The 18,420-nt window shown below is 50.4% G+C and carries 17 protein-coding genes and 1 other RNA gene; 6 read left to right on the top strand and 12 right to left on the bottom strand.

The window, feature by feature from the left end:
- Positions 1 to 46: 46 nt before the first annotated feature.
- Positions 47 to 436 carry a glycine cleavage system protein GcvH gene (gcvH, locus tag CEW91_RS02690; protein ID WP_088767557.1) on the bottom strand — a complete coding sequence of 130 codons (390 nt, stop codon included), beginning with the start codon at positions 434 to 436 and terminating at the stop codon, positions 47 to 49.
- A 45-nt stretch (positions 437 to 481) separates the two neighbouring features.
- Positions 482 to 1,561 carry a glycine cleavage system aminomethyltransferase GcvT gene (gene gcvT, locus CEW91_RS02685; protein WP_088767556.1) on the bottom strand — a complete coding sequence of 360 codons (1,080 nt, stop codon included), beginning with the start codon at positions 1,559 to 1,561 and terminating at the stop codon, positions 482 to 484.
- 141 nt (positions 1,562 to 1,702) lie between these two features.
- On the opposite strand from gcvT, the gene CEW91_RS02680 reads away from it, so the two are divergent.
- Positions 1,703 to 2,545 carry a LysR family transcriptional regulator gene (locus CEW91_RS02680; protein ID WP_088767555.1) on the top strand — a complete coding sequence of 281 codons (843 nt, stop codon included), beginning with the start codon at positions 1,703 to 1,705 and terminating at the stop codon, positions 2,543 to 2,545.
- A gap of 23 nt (positions 2,546 to 2,568) precedes the next feature.
- Here CEW91_RS02680 and CEW91_RS02675 read toward each other — a convergent pair whose 3' ends face one another.
- Genes CEW91_RS02675 through CEW91_RS02660 form a run of 4 tightly spaced genes read right to left on the bottom strand, consistent with a single transcriptional unit; the run spans position 2,569 to position 6,781 of the window.
- On the bottom strand, positions 2,569 to 3,741 hold the full coding sequence (locus CEW91_RS02675) for an FAD-dependent oxidoreductase (RefSeq protein ID WP_088767554.1): 1,173 nt from the start codon (positions 3,739 to 3,741) through the stop codon (positions 2,569 to 2,571).
- Positions 3,738 to 4,904: a 2-octaprenyl-6-methoxyphenyl hydroxylase gene (ubiH, locus tag CEW91_RS02670; protein ID WP_088767553.1), complete on the bottom strand. Its 1,167-nt coding sequence runs from the start codon at positions 4,902 to 4,904 to the stop codon at positions 3,738 to 3,740. Before ubiH ends, CEW91_RS02675 begins: the two co-directional genes overlap by 4 nt.
- On the bottom strand, positions 4,886 to 6,208 hold the full coding sequence (gene pepP / locus CEW91_RS02665; protein WP_088767552.1) for a Xaa-Pro aminopeptidase: 1,323 nt from the start codon (positions 6,206 to 6,208) through the stop codon (positions 4,886 to 4,888). The genes ubiH and pepP overlap by 19 nt, the downstream gene beginning before the upstream one ends.
- A 3-nt stretch (positions 6,209 to 6,211) precedes the next feature.
- The gene (locus tag CEW91_RS02660) at positions 6,212 to 6,781 is read right to left on the bottom strand and encodes a UPF0149 family protein (protein ID WP_088767551.1); all 570 of its coding nucleotides are present in this window, start codon (positions 6,779 to 6,781) and stop codon (positions 6,212 to 6,214) included.
- 133 nt (positions 6,782 to 6,914) lie between these two features.
- On the opposite strand from CEW91_RS02660, the gene CEW91_RS02655 reads away from it, so the two are divergent.
- Together CEW91_RS02655 and ssrS are read left to right on the top strand one after the other, a co-directional pair.
- Positions 6,915 to 7,175, top strand: a complete 261-nt coding sequence (locus CEW91_RS02655) for a cell division protein ZapA (protein WP_232507013.1) — start codon at positions 6,915 to 6,917, stop codon at positions 7,173 to 7,175.
- A 56-nt stretch (positions 7,176 to 7,231) separates the two neighbouring features.
- A non-coding RNA gene (gene ssrS, locus CEW91_RS02650) (6S RNA) lies at positions 7,232 to 7,416 on the top strand.
- Between the two features lie 12 nt (positions 7,417 to 7,428).
- Here ssrS and CEW91_RS02645 read toward each other — a convergent pair.
- Positions 7,429 to 9,015 carry an amidohydrolase family protein gene (locus CEW91_RS02645; RefSeq protein WP_088767550.1) on the bottom strand — a complete coding sequence of 529 codons (1,587 nt, stop codon included), beginning with the start codon at positions 9,013 to 9,015 and terminating at the stop codon, positions 7,429 to 7,431.
- 47 nt (positions 9,016 to 9,062) lie between these two features.
- Between CEW91_RS02645 and CEW91_RS02640 the strand changes: the two genes are divergently transcribed.
- The 3 genes from CEW91_RS02640 to serA all read left to right on the top strand — a co-directional run bounded on the left by CEW91_RS02640 (position 9,063) and on the right by serA (position 11,627).
- Entirely contained in the window at positions 9,063 to 9,650 is a 588-nt protein-coding gene (locus CEW91_RS02640) for a 5-formyltetrahydrofolate cyclo-ligase (RefSeq protein ID WP_088767549.1), read from the top strand.
- Between the two features lie 79 nt (positions 9,651 to 9,729).
- Positions 9,730 to 10,401: a ribose-5-phosphate isomerase RpiA gene (gene rpiA, locus CEW91_RS02635; protein ID WP_088767548.1), complete on the top strand. Its 672-nt coding sequence runs from the start codon at positions 9,730 to 9,732 to the stop codon at positions 10,399 to 10,401.
- Positions 10,401 to 11,627 carry a phosphoglycerate dehydrogenase gene (gene serA, locus CEW91_RS02630; RefSeq protein WP_088767547.1) on the top strand — a complete coding sequence of 409 codons (1,227 nt, stop codon included), beginning with the start codon at positions 10,401 to 10,403 and terminating at the stop codon, positions 11,625 to 11,627. The genes rpiA and serA overlap by 1 nt, the downstream gene beginning before the upstream one ends.
- On the opposite strand, the gene phoU is transcribed toward serA, so the two are convergent.
- The 5 genes from phoU to CEW91_RS02605 all read right to left on the bottom strand — a co-directional run bounded on the left by phoU (position 11,624) and on the right by CEW91_RS02605 (position 18,319).
- Complete coding sequence (phoU, locus tag CEW91_RS02625) at positions 11,624 to 12,346, bottom strand: phosphate signaling complex protein PhoU (RefSeq protein WP_088767546.1); 723 nt, start codon at positions 12,344 to 12,346, stop codon at positions 11,624 to 11,626. The genes serA and phoU overlap by 4 nt on opposite strands.
- 10 nt (positions 12,347 to 12,356) lie before the next feature.
- Positions 12,357 to 13,175 carry a phosphate ABC transporter ATP-binding protein PstB gene (gene pstB, locus CEW91_RS02620; RefSeq protein ID WP_088769337.1) on the bottom strand — a complete coding sequence of 273 codons (819 nt, stop codon included), beginning with the start codon at positions 13,173 to 13,175 and terminating at the stop codon, positions 12,357 to 12,359.
- 46 nt (positions 13,176 to 13,221) lie between these two features.
- Positions 13,222 to 14,883: a phosphate ABC transporter permease PstA gene (gene pstA / locus CEW91_RS02615; protein ID WP_088767545.1), complete on the bottom strand. Its 1,662-nt coding sequence runs from the start codon at positions 14,881 to 14,883 to the stop codon at positions 13,222 to 13,224.
- A gap of 22 nt (positions 14,884 to 14,905) precedes the next feature.
- On the bottom strand, positions 14,906 to 17,173 hold the full coding sequence (locus CEW91_RS02610) for an ABC transporter permease subunit (RefSeq protein WP_088767544.1): 2,268 nt from the start codon (positions 17,171 to 17,173) through the stop codon (positions 14,906 to 14,908).
- Between the two features lie 165 nt (positions 17,174 to 17,338).
- Positions 17,339 to 18,319, bottom strand: coding sequence for a PstS family phosphate ABC transporter substrate-binding protein (locus CEW91_RS02605; protein ID WP_088767543.1), 981 nt, complete (start codon positions 18,317 to 18,319; stop codon positions 17,339 to 17,341).
- Positions 18,320 to 18,420 lie beyond the last annotated feature (101 nt).

Below are 18,420 nucleotides of genomic sequence, written 5' to 3'. Positions count from 1 at the left end.
TTTCCGGGGCTCAGGACGCTTAGTCATTGGTACAAAGTCCAATGGCTTAGTCTTCGTCTATTGAAGCCTCGTATGCGTTCGCGTCCAATAAATTTTCAAGTTCACTGCTGTCATCCGCTTTAATACGGAATAACCAGCCGTCGCCATAAGGGTCGTTATTAACCGTTTCTGGCGCGTCTTCCAAGTCTTCGTTGACTGCAACAATTTCGCCTGTCATTGGTGCGTAAATGTCTGATGCCGCTTTTACGGATTCAGCAACAGCAATGTCGTCGCCTGTTTCAACTTTGTCACCAACGTCTGGTAACTCAACGAAAACCATGTCTCCTAACAGCTCTTGCGCGTGCTCAGAGATACCAACGGTAAAGGTGCCATCACCTTCGTCGCGCACCCACTCGTGAGTTGACGCGTATTTCAGATCGGCTGGAATATTGCTCATAATGACTTCCTGTAGTTCAAAATCGTTTATTGTGATGAAACAGAATTATAAAACAGATTGACCGTTTCGCACGAAGCCCGGTTTGACGACCTTCACCGGTACTTGTTTCTTACGCATTTCAACGTCCGCCGTATCACCCACTGAAGCAGGTACACGCGCCATTGCGACTGAGAAACCAAGTGTAGGCGAGAATGTACCAGAAGTGATGATACCTTCGCCACCCTCTACGGTCACTTTTTGACCGTGACGAAGCACACCTTTTTCTTCCATCACCAAGCCTACCAGCTTGTCGTGACCTTCCGCTTTTTTCTGCTCTAGTGCTTTACGGCCAATAAAATCTCTGTCTGCTGGCTCAAATGCCACACTCCAGCCCATGTTAGCTTCTAATGGTGTGATATTTTCGTCCATGTCCTGACCGTACAGGTTCATTCCTGCTTCTAAGCGCAGGGTATCACGTGCGCCCAGTCCACAAGGCGCGACGTCAGCTTTTAGCAGAGCATCCCACAGCGCTTCAAGCTGGTCAGCCGGAACCACAATTTCGTAGCCTTTTTCGCCGGTGTAACCGGTGGTCGCGATGAAAAAGTCGCCCACTTGTTTACCAACGAATGGTTTCATGCCGTCAATTTCAGCGTATTGTTCGCTTGAAAGTACTTTTTGAATTTTCTCAGCAGCGTTAGGGCCTTGCAAAGCAAGCATGCCCATATCGTCACGTTCTTTCGTGGTGACATCAAAATCGGCAGCGACTTTTTCAATCCATGCTAAGTCACGGTCACGCGTGGCTGAGTTGACAACCATACGATAAGACGTTTCAGAAAAGTGATACACGATAAGGTCATCAATAACACCGCCGTTTTCGTTCAGCATGCTGGTGTATTGTGCTTTACCTTCCGCTTTAAGCTTAGCCACGTCATTAGCAAGCAAGTAACGCAAAAACGCCTGAGCCTGAGCGCCTTCAACATCAACAATGGTCATGTGCGACACATCGAAAACACCGCAGTCGCGGCGTACCGCGTGGTGTTCTTCAATCTGTGAGCCATAGTTCAGCGGCATGTCCCAGCCATGAAAGTCGACCATTTTGGCACCGGCTTTTACGTGTGCATCGTACAGTGGCGTTTTGCTACCCATAACGCGTTCCTTATCTGTTCACTTTATGTGCGTGTTTATGGGCGCAAATTATAGGCGTGATTGACTTAAACTTAAAATCAATAATGCTTATAATGCTATTAATTTTTCAAATAGTAACTAATCACTTTATAAAGCAAACCAATGAAACATTTATCATTAGAGGCATTACGCAGTTTTAGCGCCGTTGTCGAGTTAGGCAGCATGACGCTGGCCGGCGAGCGCATGGGGCGCTCCCAGCCCGCTATCAGTCTGCAACTCAAAAAACTGGAAGAGCAACTTGGGGTCGAGTTGCTTGTTCGCCAGGGCAATGGCTTTGCGTTGACCCCGGACGGCGACGTTCTGTTTGACTACGCACAACGTATGCTGGCACTCAATGATCAGGCCTGGGCTCAGTTCGAGCCCCAGCAAGTCAGCGGTAAAGTACGCCTGGGTATTACCAGTGAATTTGCGTCTAGCTTATTACCGAAAGTACTGGGCCAGTTTGCCCAGGTGTACCCACAGGTTACGTTGCAGGTAACTTCAGGGCTGAGTAAAGACTTACTTTCCGGGCTCGGGCAGCAATTCGATATTATTCTGGCGTTGCGCGAGCAGACCAATAAAAGCGATGTGTTAATTCAGCGGGAGGAGCTGGTTTGGGTCGGTTCGCCGGCATTGGTTGAGCAGCCCAGTTTGCCGTTAGTTGTCGCGCCGGATGGCTGCATTTACCGGCGTCGGGCTGAGCAAAGTTTGCAGCGCATTCGACAGCCTTATCGAATTACTTATACCAATACAGATTTCTCCGGGCTCACCGCGGCGTTGAATAGTGGACTGGGTATAACGGTGTTAGCCAAAAGTACCGTACCCGAGAGTGTCTCAGTCATTGATGCTTTAGCGAATGGGCAAAGCCTACCAACCCCCGGATCAGTAAACGTCATTATGCGTCTGGCTGGCGGCGCTTCCAGTGCGGCTTCTCAACTGGCCGATTACTTAAAAGCGCGAATTTAAAGATCGCACCTGATGCAATAGCATCAGGCGACAGCGATTTCAGCGAGTTTTCTTTTTAAGAGCGTCAATTTATTCGCCACACCAAAGGCGATGGCGCGCAGTCCTTTTATCACCGGGTTAGCGGTACCAAAGCCGCGCTTGAAGAGCTCCATGGCAGCTATCATAACTTGGGTGTCAGCTTTGCGGGAACGCTGATAGGCGCCAAGGCGTTTGGTTAAATCGGTAAGTGCTTTTAAGTCGATGTCCTGCAACTGTTCGCACAGCTCTTTCACGTCGCCAAAGCCCAAGTTAGCGCCCTGCCCGGCAAGCGGATGAATGGTGTGCGCGGCGTCGCCGGCCAACACAATGCGCTGATGAAACCACTGCCGTGCGTACTGCATTCTAAGCGGGAAAGCTTTTACGTCAGACACGCACTCACATGCGCCCAGCACTCGCCCTGACTCGGTTTCTACCTGTTTAGCGAACCGTTCCGGGCTTTCATTCAGTAACGCCACCGCCAGCGGCTCGTCCGCTGACCAGACAATAGAAACAGTATGTGGGTCGGGCGTGGGTAACAGCGCCAGCGGTCCTGTCGGTAAAAATACTTGTCGTGCCACGCCATTATGCGGCTGTTCAGTACGAATGTTGGCGACAATGCCGCGCTGCTCGTAGTCCCAGAAGCTAATGGGTAACTCAGCAAACTGGCGCACCTGCGAGCGGCCGCCGTCTGCGCCAATAATGAGGTTGGCGGAAAGTAACTGCTCACCCACTTGTATTTCTGCTGGAGCGCTTTCATCACCTGCACTCAGTAATTTCCAACTGTCTGTTTTAATAATGTCTACGCCAGCTTGCTCCGCGCTTTCCCACAGAAAATGCTCGGCCACGTTGTTCTCGACAATAGCGCCAATATCTTCCGCGTTAATTTCTTCGGCAGAAAATTCAATATGGGCAGAACTGTCTTTGTCCCACACTTGCATGCTGTTGTAGGGTCCGGTGCGGTGCGCCTGTATTTTCTGCCAGGCATCACAATCGGCAAGCACACTGCGACTGCGGTCGTTTAACGCGCTCACCCGCAATGCCAGCTCTTCAGTGAGTTCGGGCTGGTCGTGGCGTTCTATCACAATGACTTGCCGCCCCTGTTGCGCCAGCTTGGTGGCCAAGCTCAGGCCTATCATGCCGCCGCCAACAACAACAATGTCCGTGTATTTGCGTGTCATGGTTTCATCCCCATGGTCAGTCGGGCAAAGCTCGACTTTAGAGGGCTACAATGCTGCAACAACATGAGCGCACTGTTCCGTCCTAATATCGTTGGCCAAAACTGATTGGAGAACCCTCTAACTAAGCCATCGGTTAAACGGATAATAGACTCGTAGTCGCGCTCGCGTTGTTGTTCGTAGTCGGCCAGATTCTGGAATGCGCCCGGATCCGTAGCATTGCTCAAGGTCTCACAAAGCTGCTCTACGTCACGCAGCCCCAGGTTAAACCCTTGCCCGGCGATTGGGTGCAAAGCGTGAGAGGCATTACCAATAATCACCGTTCGGTGGTGCGTTGAGCGTTTTGCCCGGCGTAGAATCAGCGGATAAAACACGCGTGGCGACACCGATTTAAAACGCCCGGCTCGATAACCAAAAGCTTTCTGGCAACGCTCCAAAAACTCAGAGTCTGTCCATTGTTCCGCTTCGGCCAACTGCTTTTCGGTAAAGCTCCACACCAACGACGCGTCGTTTCCTTTCATAGGTAAAAGGGCAATGGGTCCATTTTCGGTAAAACGTTCGTAGGCCCAGCCATTGAGGGGCTGCTCAAGCGTCAGCGTGGCAATACAACCGTACTGTCCGTAATCCGTCACGTCTGACTTCAGTCGTAACTGCTCACGCACTAGCGAGTTTTGGCCGTCGGCGCCAATCAGCAGCCGACAATTCACCCGCTGTTGGTTGTCCAGTGTCACGTTTACCTGCGCTTGTTCTTGTTCAATACGCTCGGCACGCACGCCGCCTAACCAGGTAACGTTATCCAGCGTCTGGCAGCTGTTATATAAGCGTTCTACCAACTCAGACGCGGCCACGACTTTACCCAAGGCTTCCACGCCTTCGTGCTCTGCATGCAGTTCGGTACCGCCAATGAAACCGCGGTCAGAAATATGAATGTGCTTTATGGGCTCGTGGGTAATATCCTTCAGCACGCCCAGCTTAGACAAACGATGGGCCGATGCAGCCGCCAACGCAATAATACGTTTGTCGTTGGGTGGGCCTTCTTTGCGGGGTTCGCAAATAACAATACGCCAGTCCGGACGCTGTTGCGCCAGCATCATGCCGGTTAATGCGCCAACCAGACCGCCGCCAACAATGGCGATATCGGCAGAGGTTATTTGCCGTTCATCCATGCTTCTATCTCTTCTATGGTTTTAGGCACGTCGCTGGTCAGGTTTTCATAACCTTCGGCGGTGACCACCAGGTCATCTTCGATGCGAATGCCAATGCCACGCCATTTCTCATCGACGTCGGCATCTTCCGGAATATAAATACCCGGCTCGACCGTCAACACCATGCCCGGTTCAAAAGCAACGGGTTTACCGTTTTCATCTTTGTAGCGTCCCATGTCGTGCACATCGAGACCCAGCCAGTGTCCTAAGCCGTGAATAAAGTACGTTTTCCAGCGCATGGCTTCAAAGGTGGTGTCCGGATCACCGTCGATAATGCCCAGTTCAACTAAACCGTCGTTAATGACACGAGCCGCGGCATTACTGGCATTAACCAAATTACTGCCGGGCTTTATTTCTTCAAACGCTGCGTACTGTGCTTTTAATACCAACTCATACAAGGTGCGCTGCGTGTCACTGAATTTGCCATTGACGGGGAAAGTACGAGTAATGTCGGCAGCATACCCCTGATACTCAGCGCCGGCATCGACGAGGATCAAATCGCCATCGTTCAGTACGTCTTTATTGTCGGTATAGTGCAATACGCAGGCATTGGCCCCACCACCGCAAATCATTCCATAAGCTGGGTACAGCGCCCCGTTCATCGCAAACTCATGATGCAGTTCTGCACCCACTTGGTATTCGTGTTTGCCGGGCGCCACAAAACGCATAATGCGACGAAACGCGCTGTAGCTGATACGCGCCGACTCGCGCATAACGTCAATTTCAGCGTCTGACTTTATCAGTCGCATGTCGTCTAATAGCGGTCGTAAATCGCGCAGACTTTGTGGCGGTAATTCGCCGCTGCGACGGGCGGCTTGCTGCAGTTGGTTACGGGCACCGTGAATCAACTCACCGACTTCGGGTTGTTCGCTCATAAGGTAAAACACGCTGTCCATACCTTTCAGTACATCCGGCAGTCGTTCCTCAAAAGCGTCTACGTCTTCCGCCACATCGACACTCAATGCCTGCTCGGCATTTTCATAACCCAACCGCAAACCATGCCATACTTCCTGTTGTGGGTCTTTGTCCTGACAGAACAGCAAACTATGCGGTTGCTTGTCATTAATAAGTACCAACACCGCATCGGGCTCGGCAAAGCCGGTTAAATAGAAAAAGTCACTGTTTTGCCGAAACGGATACTCGGTGTCGTTACTGCGCGTGACTTCGCTGTTACCGGCAATAATGGCAACAGCGCCTAGTGGCAAACGCTTCATGAGCGCTTGCCGGCGTTGTGCAAACTCTTCTACGGAAATTACGGCGGTCATAAATTAATGCAGTGTTTTCGGTGGTTGGTTGGCTGGCTGCTCTTTGCGGCCTAACTCGGTGTAGCACATCATGGCCGATACACGCAGATATTCGACAATTTCAAAGTAAGCGCGTTCTTCTTCCTCGCCACCACCTTCTTCGGTGAACTCAATTTTTGCCAGTTCGACCATGTCTTCTATGGCCTCTTTTAAGTCAGCGCTTAAGGTCGCCATACTTTGCTGATTAACACCGTAGCCTGCGAGAAACGCATTCACCCAACCGGCTAAAGCATTTAGACGCTCCGGCAATGGCTCGCCGTCTTCCGGCAGCAGTAAACGAAAGCCCAAATCGTGATCGCCCAGCGAATGTTCAATTTCTTCCGCTTGTTGCTGTAATAAGTTTTTAAGCTCGGTTGGAATACTTTGGCCGTCGTAGGCTAAGTCTGACAATATCGCCATGAGTTCGTCGCTTTGAGCGTCGCTGCCTGTTGCGATTAAGCCGGTCAGCATGCCTTGTACTTCAGAAACGCCTGGCGTCATATCGTAACCAGCATAAAGTTCGGCTAAACGGTCATAATTAAAGCGTGTGGACATGAATTCTCGCCTTTTGTGAATCTTGCCCTAATCCTAACACTGGCTTTACATAATCGCTAGCTGACAAACGCCCGCCGCTCGTGCCATAATGCAGTTATTCACGCTGATGAGTCAGTTGCAAGGAGTCTTTTGAATGGCCGCGAAAACCATGGATATTAAATTGCTGGAGCGTAACTATAAGGTTGCCTGCCCTGTGGGTCAGGAAAGCGCGTTGCAGCAAGCGGCAGATGCGTTAAACAGACGCCTTGAAGAAACCAAGGAACGAACCCAACTGACCAATGTCGAACAAATAGCCGTGATGACCGCACTCAACTTGTGTCATGACAGTCGGCCAAAACGGCCAAGCTTGAAGAGAAAATTCAACTGCTTCAGGCGACAATTGAACAGGCGATGAGCGAGCAGCGCTCGCAACGTAATCGCTAATTTGACAATACAGTAACCCTTTTCTGCGGTTCCCTGGGGTGTTAGCCAGCAGGCTTATGTCCCTGAGCCGATGCTTGTATTAAAAGGGGATCACTGGCCCGTCATGAGCAAGCCCGGCACGCACCGGGAAGCCTACGACGGATACCAATTGCTCCCCGCCTTGAACCAATGGGTTCAAGGGCTACAGCCAGCAGCGGCACCTTGGGGAACCACCACTTCATACATTATTCCGCGCGTTCTGCTTTTTCTTTTGCGACAAGGCGCTTCACGTCGTCCAACAACGCCTGCGCGTCGTAAACAATACCGTCTTTAATGGTGTATTTAACGCCTTCTGTGCGCATCGGCTTGTTCTGGTCGTTTAATTTGAAATGACCGGTGCCATACAGCACTTTAAAGTTCGCCAGCGGGTTTTCCTTCACAATAACCATGTCGGCTTTTTTGCCCAGCGCAATACTGCCAATGTCGTCTTCCATGCCTAAGGCTTGCGCCCCTGCAACCGTTGCCGCATGGATGACTTCCAGTGCGTTTAGACCAGCCTCACGGAGCAGTTCCATTTCGCGAATGTAACCAAAGCCATAAATTTTATAGATATAGCCTGCGTCAGAGCCCAACGTAATACGGCCGCCGTTGGCGTGATAATCCTTCAGAAAAGCCATCCACTTGTCGTAGTTGTTTTTCCAGGCAATCTCATTATCGGTGGTCCAGTCGAACCAGTATGAGCCATGTGCGTAACGGCTGGGCTCGAAGAAGTCCCACAGTCTTGGCAGTGTGTATTCATCGTGCCAAATGGCTTGGCGTTCACGCATAAGATCGCGCGAGGCTTCGTAAATTGTGAGCGTTGGGTTAATGGTAAAGTCGAGCTCTATCAGTTCATCACGCACCGCGTTCCATTTGTCAGAGCCTGGTTCCGCCGCTTGTTTCCATAAACGCCCGGCTTCTTCGAAACGGTGTTGCTCGTTGTTGTAATTGTAATGCGCCGGATAGTCCTGAATGCGCTGATCTTCGAACAGCGCTTCCGGCAAGCCATACCAGTGCTCCATTGAGGTCAGCCCCAGCCGCGCCGAGTCCAGCGCATTCATGGACATAACGTTGAGCTGAGCGTGGTGCATCATGGTACCGAGACCTTGTTTGTTGGCTTCGTCAAGCGCGGCTTCCATGACTTTGCGTGACGCGCCAAAGAACTTAATGCCTGCAGCACCCCGATCTTTTATGTAGCGTACCCATTCTCGCGCTTGCTCAGCACCGTAAATAGGCTCTTCCCAGCCTTGTCCAAAACCGACATAAGGCACAATGCGCGGCGAAGCAATGTCGTTGTCCTGCGCTTGCTCCTGATGCCACTGCACCCAGTCCAGACCGTTAAAACTGCCGGGCTCGCGAATGGTAGTAATGCCGTGTCCCAGCCACAGCTTCAGTACATACTCGGCCGGAATACCTTTCGCTGAACCACCGATATGAGCGTGCATGTCGATAAATCCGGGCAAAATATAATGCCCGGATACGTCCATTTCTTTGTCGCCGCGACCTGCTTTAGGGCGGCGCGAGTCGATAATCGGCACACCCGGGTTACCCACACTGACAATTTGAGTAATGCGATCATCTTCAATAACGATGTCGACCGGGCCTTGTGGTGGTGCGCCTTCGCCGGTAATGAGGGTTCCGCCACGCAAAATTAAGCGGTCATAGGGGCCCTCACCTTGCTCTCGTTCAGGTGCTTTGGGCGGTGCCTGCATTAACGGGGCAGAAAACACCTGAGAGGAAGCAGCAAGCAACAAGGCTGCGCAGGTGAAAGCTATCGTTTTTATTGTTTTCATCGGTTATCCTCGACACATTCGTTCGGCTGACTGACACAGACTTTAGCATGACCCGACAAGAACTCCGAAGCAAGTTACAGCACATTCGCCGCAGCTTACCCCAGGATTATGCCGAACAGGCCGGTATGGCGGTTGCTGACGCTGTTGAACAGCGGCTGCGGGGGTTAGAGCCTACCCAAACCACTGTTGCTGTGTATCACAGCTTTGCCGGCGAGCTGCCCACACAGCCAGTTATTGAGCGGCTTTGGGAAAACGGTTTCCAAACAGTGCTGCCAGTGTTGCACCCATTCGCGAAAGGTCATTTACTGTTCTTACGTTACGCCCCCGATACCCCGATGACCACCAATAAATATGGTATAGAAGAGCCCGAATTGCGTGTCGATAACGTCGTGCCCCTTAGCAAGATTGATATTTTGCTGCTGCCGCTGGTCGGTTTCGACAAAAAAGGCAACCGACTGGGCATGGGCGGCGGTTACTACGACCGAACATTAGCGCAGTGGCATAACGGACATACACCCCATTTATTCCCAATTGGGCTAAGTTATGACGAGCAGCGGGTCGATGAGTTGCCTGTTGAAGCCTGGGATATTCCTTTGCCGGAAGTTATTACGCCAACGAAACACTGGCAATTTTAACGGTTTTCGGTGTAAAGCGTTCGATAAAAACCAACAAAAACCTTATACTGACGCTAAAAGTCAAACGGGGAGTTTTACCATGTCAGGCAATGCAGATTCACTCAAAAAAGCCGCTGCAGAAGCAGCTATGCAATACATTGAAAACGGCACTGTTGTCGGTGTTGGTACCGGTTCCACTGTCAATTTCTTTATTGATGAGCTGGCCAAGCGGAAAGACGATATTGAAGGTGCGGTATCAAGCTCTGAGGAATCAACCAAACGCTTAAAAGCCCATGGTATTGAGGTGTTTGACTTAAACTCAGTTGCCGATATTCCTATTTACGTTGACGGTGCCGACGAAATTAACGAGCACGGCCAAATGATAAAAGGCGGCGGTGGGGCATTAACCCGCGAGAAGATTATTGCAGCGGTGGCGGACAAATTCGTTTGTGTCGCCGACGACAGTAAACGTGTGGGCTTGTTGGGTCGTTTCCCGTTACCGGTTGAGGTGATTCCCATGGCGCGTTCTTATGTGGCACGGGAAATCGTCAAGTTAGGCGGTGATCCAGTCTGGCGGCAGGGCTTTACCACCGATAACGGCAACTGGATTCTGGATGTCCACAACCTGGACATTATGAAACCCATGGAGCTTGAGTCTGACCTGAACAATATTGTCGGCGTAGTCACTAACGGCTTATTCGCCCAGCGTGGCGCCGACGTGGCGCTGATTGCGCGCGAAGACGGCGTTGAAACTCTTAAGGTAGCAGGCTAATGCAAAAGTCATTGTCGAAAGACAAGATAAAAGTTTTATTGTTAGAAGGTGTGCACGACAGTGCCATACAGCTGTTCCGCCACCATGGTTATAACAATTTAGAGATTCTGCAGACATCACTTAACGAAGACGAGCTGTGTGAAAAAATTAAAGACGCGCACATTGTCGGTATACGCTCGCGCAGCCAGTTAAATGAGCGGGTCTTTGCGGCAGCAGAGAAACTCATCGCGGTCGGCTGCTTTTGCATTGGTACCAACCAGGTCGACCTTGAGGCAGCGAAAAAACACGGTGTTATTGTATTTAACGCGCCGTTTTCCAATACTCGCAGTGTGGCGGAGTTAGTGCTGGCTGAAATTATTATGCTGCTACGCGGTATTCCTGAAAAGAACGCAGTGGCTCACGAAGGTGGCTGGCTGAAATCGGCGAAACAGTCTTTTGAAGCGCGCGGTAAAATACTGGGCATTATTGGTTATGGCCATATTGGCAGCCAGTTAAGTGTGCTTGCTGAGCAATTGGGTATGCACATTCGCTACTACGATGTGGAAGACAAGCTGCCAATGGGGAACGCTCAGTCGGTACCAACGTTGGATGACTTACTGGCACAGTCTGACATTGTCACATTGCATGTACCGGAAACGGAACAAACGCAGTGGATGATAGGCCGCCGTCAAATTGAGCGAATGAAGCCCGGCAGTTTATTGATTAACGCGTCGCGTGGCACGGTCGTGGATATTGACGCGTTGGCTGACGCCCTTTCTTCGCGCCATATTGCCGGTGCCGCCATTGATGTGTTCCCGGTTGAGCCGAAAGGCAATAACGATGAATTTGTGTCGCCGCTGCGCGGTTTGAAGAACTGCCTGCTGACGCCACACATTGGCGGCTCGACACTGGAGGCCCAGGAAAACATTGGTGTGGAAGTGGCGGGTAAACTGGTGCGTTACTCTGACAATGGTTCGACGTTGTCGGCGGTGAACTTCCCGGAAGTCAGTTTACCTACACACGCGACCACACAACGGTTGCTGCATATTCACAAAAACCAGCCTGGTATGCTGAACGCTATTAACCGTATTATTAGTGACAACCAAATAAACGTGGCGGGTCAATATTTACAAACCGACGAGACGGTCGGTTACGTTGTGATGGATATCGACAGCGACAATGGCGCCGATATCCTGCAGCAACTGAAAGACATTCCGGGCACCATTCGCGCCCGGCGTCTGTTTTAGTCTGCTTTTTTCCCCAAAACTGTGCGTTCCATGCTCTCCGGTGAGACATGGCGCACGTCTTTGCCTTTCACAAAGAAAATAATGTACTCGGCAATGTTCTGGCAGCGGTCGCCCATACGCTCTAATGAACGCGCAGACCACAGTACATCCATAATCTTAGGTATCGAGCGTGAGTCTTCCATCATGTAAGTCATTAGCTGACGCGTCAGTGCTTCGTACTGGCGGTCGGCCTGCTCGTCCTGCTGGTGCACGTCGTAAGCCGCTTCCAGGTCCATACGAGCAAAGGCGTCGAGCACTTTGCGCAGCATGCTGAGAATGTGCTGACCTAAGTTCTCCAGACTCACCAACAACTGCTGTTGGTCTTTGTTGAAGCTCTCTTTTGCCACTTTGGCAATACGCTCCGCTTCGTCACCAATGCGCTCTAAGTCGGCAATGGTTTTGATAATAGCAATGACCAAACGCAGGTCACTGGCTGCCGGCTGACGTTTCGCAATAATGTGCACACACTCTTCATCAATCTGCACTTCCAGCTTATTGATTTTGTGGTCACTGCTCAGGACTTTTTCGGCCAGTTCAACGTTGCCTTTTTGAATCGCCTCCAGCGCATCGCTTATTTGCTGCTCGACCATTCCGCCCATGCTCAATACCCGGTTACGCACAGCCTCAAGCTCTTCATTGAACTTACCGGAAATGTGCTTACTCATGTTCATTTTATCCATAACACTCTCCTTAGCCGTAACGACCGGTAATGTAGTCTTCGGTTTGCTTTTCCGACGGTGTTGTAAATAACGTGTCAGTGTCTGCGTATTCTATCATTTTACCCATGTACAAAAATGCGGTCTGGTCTGACACACGCGCCGCCTGCTGCATGTTATGGGTAACAATTACCACTGTGAATTTTTCTTTCAGCTCGGTAATGAGCTCTTCAATGGTTAACGTAGAAATCGGGTCAAGCGCTGAGGTTGGCTCGTCGAGCAGTAAAATTTCAGGTTCTATAGCAATAGAGCGCGCGATAACCAAACGTTGTTGCTGACCACCTGACAGACTAAACGCACTGGCGTTGAGACGGTCTTTTACTTCGTCCCACAGAGCCGCACCACGTAGCGACGTTTCTACCGCTTCGTCTAATACGCGTTTGTCTTTTACGCCTTGCAAGCGCAGACCATAGACCACATTTTCGTAAATGGACTTAGGAAACGGGTTAGGACGCTGAAACACCATACCAACGCGGCGTCTTAACGCAGCAACATCAACGTTCTTGTCGTATATGTTCTGACCGTGCAGCTCTATTTCGCCGTCAATACGGCAAATTTCCACTAGATCGTTCATGCGATTAATGCAGCGCAGCAGCGTCGATTTACCACAACCTGACGGTCCGATGAACGCCGTGACGCGATTTTTTGGAATGCGCATGGAAATATCATGCAACGCCTGATCTTCACCGTAGTATAAGTCCAGGTTCTTAATATCCAACGCGGTTTGCTCAGCTGGCAAGTTGTGTAAGTCCAGCTTTTCCATGTTGCTTGTACTCGGGTTTACCGAAATCATAAATTCTGACCCTTTCGCTAATTCATCAAAATCTTTTTTGTAAACTTTAGTGCTCAAGTGAGCGGTATTTTTCACGTAAATGGTTACGCACACCAATGGCCGTCAGGTTCAGACCCACAATGACGGTAATCAATAAAAATGAGGTGGCGTACACCAGCGGCCGTGCCGCTTCAACGTTCGGGCTTTGGAAGCCAACGTCGTAAATATGAAAGCCTAAGTGCATAAACTTACGGTCTAAATGTAAGTACGGGAAGTTGCCATCAACCGGCAGCATCGGCGCCGACTTCACCACACCCACCAGCATGAGCGGCGCGACTTCACCCGCGGCTCGTGCAACAGCCAAAATAAGCCCCGTCATAATGGCCGGTGACGCCATCGGCAAAACAATACGCCAAATGGTTTCCCACTTAGTGGCGCCCAGAGACAAGCTGCCCTCTCGCAACGACGGCGGAATACGTGACAAACCTTCTTCGGTTGACACAATAACCACCGGCAGTGTCAAAATTGCCAAGGTAACCGCCGACCACAGCACACCCGGCGTCCCAAAGGTTGGGTTCGGCAGCGCTTCCGGGTAAAAGATTTGGTCCAGACTGCCACCGACCATGTATACGAAGAAACCAAGACCAAACACCCCGTAAACAATCGACGGTACGCCCGCCAGGTTAATAACCGCTATGCGAATGAGCTTGGTGACTGGGTTCTTTCCTGCATATTCGTGCAGGTAAACCGCTGCCACAACACCAAACGGCGTGACAATAATAGACATTAGCAGCACCATAAAGACGGTACCGAAAATAGCCGGGAATACACCGCCTTCGGTGTTAGCTTCACGTGGATCTTCACTCACAAACTTGCCAATTTGCTGGAAAAAGTGCCCCAGCTTGGCGAAAAAGCCCATGTCGTTCGGGAAGTTAACGTCCAACACCCGGTACATTGGCACTTTGACGTCTTCGCCACGAAAGTCTTTAACCACTAACGCGTCGCGCTGTGCCTGCTCACGTAAGTCGAACAGCTCTTTTTCGTAAACCTGATAATCGGCATTTAATTGTTCGCGCTGTGCCTGCAGTTCGGCGATAGCCTGATCGGTTAATTCGCCCTGTAACTCCAGGCGACGGCGTTCCAGCGAGAGCTCATTCAACTGGTAGTTAATAGACGATATTTCGCCTTCCTGTAAACTCATGGCTTGTTCATTCAGCTCGACCGCTCGTTCAACCCGATCGAACATGACTTCACGAAAGTTGTCGTCACTTTGCGACGCAACGATGTCACCATTTTCAGTCACGGCAGTAATGCGACCGTAGAAGTTACCGTCTTTACTGCGCTCAATGACCGCCATGTCTTTTGGCGTGGTGTCTTCAGTAACCAGTGACTCAAGTACCCAGGTAAAGTCGAGCGGCACGTATTCGCGGTTACCAATTTTCATGAGGTAACGCGTGACGGTTTCTGACTCTATGTCGGCTAGCTCAATCATTGACTGAGGCAAGCGAGTGGTCGGAACCACTTCCGAGTCGTACACCTCACCAATAATGTGCTTGGTGCTGCCATCGGCCTGCATAATGTCCATTTCATGAATGGCGGATGGCCAGAAGAATGACAAACCGCGCCAGCCAATCATGATAACCAGCCCAATGACGGCAATTAGACTGACGCTGACCGAGCCAGCCGTTAGCCAAATCCAGGGTTTTCCGGTTCTAAACCACTTTTTCATCGTTAAACCTCAATTCCGCGGATTACATTGAGCTGTATTTGTCGCGCAAGCGTTGGCGAACAAATTCAGCAATGGTGTTAAAGAAGAAGGTGAATATGAACAACACAAAGGCTGCCAGGAACAAAATACGGTAATGCGAGCTGCCCACTTCCGACTCTGGCATTTCAACCGCAATGTTGGCAGATAAGGTGCGCATACCTTCGAAAATGTTCCAGTCCATAATAGGCGTGTTACCCGTGGCCATGAGCACTATCATGGTTTCACCCACAGCACGACCAAGCCCCATCATCACTGCGGAGAAAATGCCCGGGCTGGCGGTCAGCAACACGACTTTGGTCAGGGTTTGCCAAGGCGTAGCACCAAGAGCTAATGAACCGTTGGACAAGTGCTTGGGCACGCTGAATACGGCATCTTCAGCGATGGAGAAAATGGTTGGGATAACCGCAAAGCCCATCGCAATACCCACCACCAGCGAGTTACGTTGGTCGAAGGTAACGCCCAGTTCATTGGTGATAAAGCGACGAGCATCACCGTCAAACACCACGTGCTCAACCCAAGGGCTTATTTCAAAGGAGAACCAGCCTACCGCCAAAACAACAGGAATAAGCAGTACCGCAGCACGGCCGTCATTCACCTTGCTCTTAATCTGAGTCGGCAACTGGCTCCAAAGAGCCGCCATTAAGATAACGGCCAGTGGCACCAGTAGTAGCACGGCGACAAACCCCGGGAGGTAGGCTTCCACTAAAGGGGCCAACCATAAACCTGCAAGGAAACCAAGAATGACCGTTGGCAATGCCTCCATAATTTCCACGGTCGGTTTAACGTACTTACGCACCGATGGCGACATAAAATACGCCGTGTAAACCGCTGCGGCTAAGCCAATCGGCACCGCAAATAGCATCGCGTAAGCGGCGGCCTTTATCGTACCGAACGAAATAGGTACCAAACTGAACTTAGACTCAAAGTCGTCAGAACCTGACGTTGACTGCCAAGTGTAGTCTGGTTCAGGGTAACCTTCGTACCAGACTTCCTGCCACAAACCGCTCCAGCTGACTTCCGGGTGTTCGTTATCGACATCATAAAGGCCATAACCGTCTGCCGTTTTCATTAATAGGTAATTGGCTCGCGGATCGACCATGACAGCTTGAACTTCCGCATCGGCTGGTTTGCCTCGGTATAGGTCAGCTTCTGCCGTTGTATGGAAAATGTTCATGTCACCGTTTTCAGATAACGTGTAGAACGTACGGCGATAATATTCGACTTCAACGTTAGTTACCGGTGAACCGGCGTCAAAGCTGCGAATAAATTGATACTGGCGTCCGTCGTCACCCGGCACTTCAAACCATTGTGAGACTTTGCCCGAGTCGTGGGTTAACAATACCGATGACGCGCCAGCCAATAGGTACATGCCGGTAGCATTACCCAGCTCGCGCGTACGCATAGGCAACAATTCACGCTCAGTAACGTTACCGCTAATCGAGATATCAAATACATGCACACGGTTGCCACGGCGAGCAATAACCTGTCGTAAGTCTGGCGTCACAACCAGGTCATCAATAGCGGTATTTAAAGGAATTTCGGTGTAGTTTGGCGTCAATGTGACGGCGCCTGTCATAAAGTTTTCTTCGGCAACAAAGTGCGTGATCAACAAAGTGCTTTTTTCAACGGCGGCAGCAAATATCATACCGTCGCCATCGGTCTCATAAGCCAGCTTCTCAAGTGCCCGGCCTTGTTCATCAATAACTAATGGCTCGCCGTCGTTTTTCACTTCAAACCGTGGCGTAATAAGCCGTTCCACTTTATCGGTTACGGAAGTTGCCGCCGTTTCTGGAAAAGTAACGGAGAACTTAGGCTCGACAACCAGCGCCTCACCCGACGCTAACCCATAAGCGTATTGCTTATTCACTGGCAGAGTCTTAGCAAAGCTGGTGATGTTTTCTGAGCCCACAAAGGTTTCACTCAGTAATATGTCACCTGAACGACGATCGTTTTTGTCGATAAGCGAGAAAAACTGCAGCTCACCGCTTTGTAAAAAGCGATAACCAATTTCTGCCTGCTCTTCCATACCAACCGCTTCAACTTGCCCCGCCTCAGGCAAGTTAAAACTGTTCACTTTTTTCAAGCTCACCGACTCGAATATCGGCTGCACCACATAAAGCAGGTAAAAGAAGATCAAAAGCAGTGCGACCAATACCATAACGCCGCCAGCCGTTACGCCATAACGTGCGAAACGGTCTTTGAACAATCGCATGCGATTGGCCGACAGCTGTTGGGCAGATTGTGTTGCCATTGTGACCTCGGACTCTAAAATGACTTCAAATTTAACTGAGTGATAGTGTAGTAAAGTTTTATGACAGTACTGTTACAGTACCGTCATATTTTCTTCACTAAACTGTCAAAATAGAAAAAAGCCGGCAGTTTCAAAGAACTACCGGCTTTATTATGACGTAATTTTTTAGTGGCTAAGGCCGAGTTTTTTCAGCTCTGCTTCGACCACTTGCTTCGGCAAGCCGATATAGCCGTCTTTGTTCACAATGTCCTGGCCTTGTTTTGACAGAATCATTTTCATGAACTCAGCTTCTGCTTTACCTAATGGTTTGTTCGGGTGCTTGTTCACGTATACGTAGAGGAAACGTGCCAGCGGATATTTGCCTGCCAATGCGGCTTCACGTGACGCTTCAATAAAGTCGTCGCCGTCGCCCTTAGCAATCGGTACCGCTTTCACACCCGAGGTGACATAACCAATACCTGAGTAACCAATCGCGTTCAGTGACGTAGACACTGACTGAACAACTGACGCTGAGCCCGGTTGTTCGTTGACGTTTGCACGGAAGTCACCGTCACACAGTGCCACTTCTTTAAAATAACCATAAGTACCGGATACCGAGTTACGGCCGTAAAGCTGTAAGTCGCGGTTAGCCCAGTCACCGCCTAAGTCCAGATCACCCCAACGGTTGACTTGCTGGTTCGCACCGCATTTACGAGTTGACGAGAATATTGCGTCGACTTCCGCAATGGATAAACCTTCAATTGGGTTGTCTTTATGTACGAAAACCGCTAACGCATCGATAGCAACTCGCACTGGGGTTGGCTTGTAGCCGTGACGCTTCTCAAACGCTTCAATTTCTTTTGACTTCATAGCGCGGCTCATTGGGCCAAAGCTTGACGTCCCCTCGGTTAATGCCGGCGGCGCAGTTGAAGAGCCTGCCGCCTGAATTTGAATGTTAACGCTTGGGTACATGCGCTTAAATTCTTCGCCCCAGAACGTCATCATGTTGGCCAGGGTGTCAGAGCCTACTGACGATAGGTTGCCTGATAAACCGCTGACTTTTTCGTACTCTGGTAGGTCCTCGGTTGCTGCTGCCAGCGAGCTGAACATTAACGTGCCCGCCGCGACTAAACCAGTTAATGTCTTGTTCAAAGTAGATTGAAACATGTTTTTCACCTCTGTGGGTTTTGTCTGAATTCAAGAAATCGTTCTTCGATGATGAGTAGTTTAAGAACGATTTGTGACAGCTTTATGACAATGTGAAAAAT

It is taken from the genome of Idiomarina piscisalsi (assembly GCF_002211765.1).
Classification (GTDB): Bacteria; Pseudomonadota; Gammaproteobacteria; order Enterobacterales; family Alteromonadaceae; genus Idiomarina; species Idiomarina piscisalsi_A.
The sequence above is the reverse complement of the archived record's forward strand: the minus strand, read 5'-3'. Positions and strand labels throughout refer to the sequence as shown.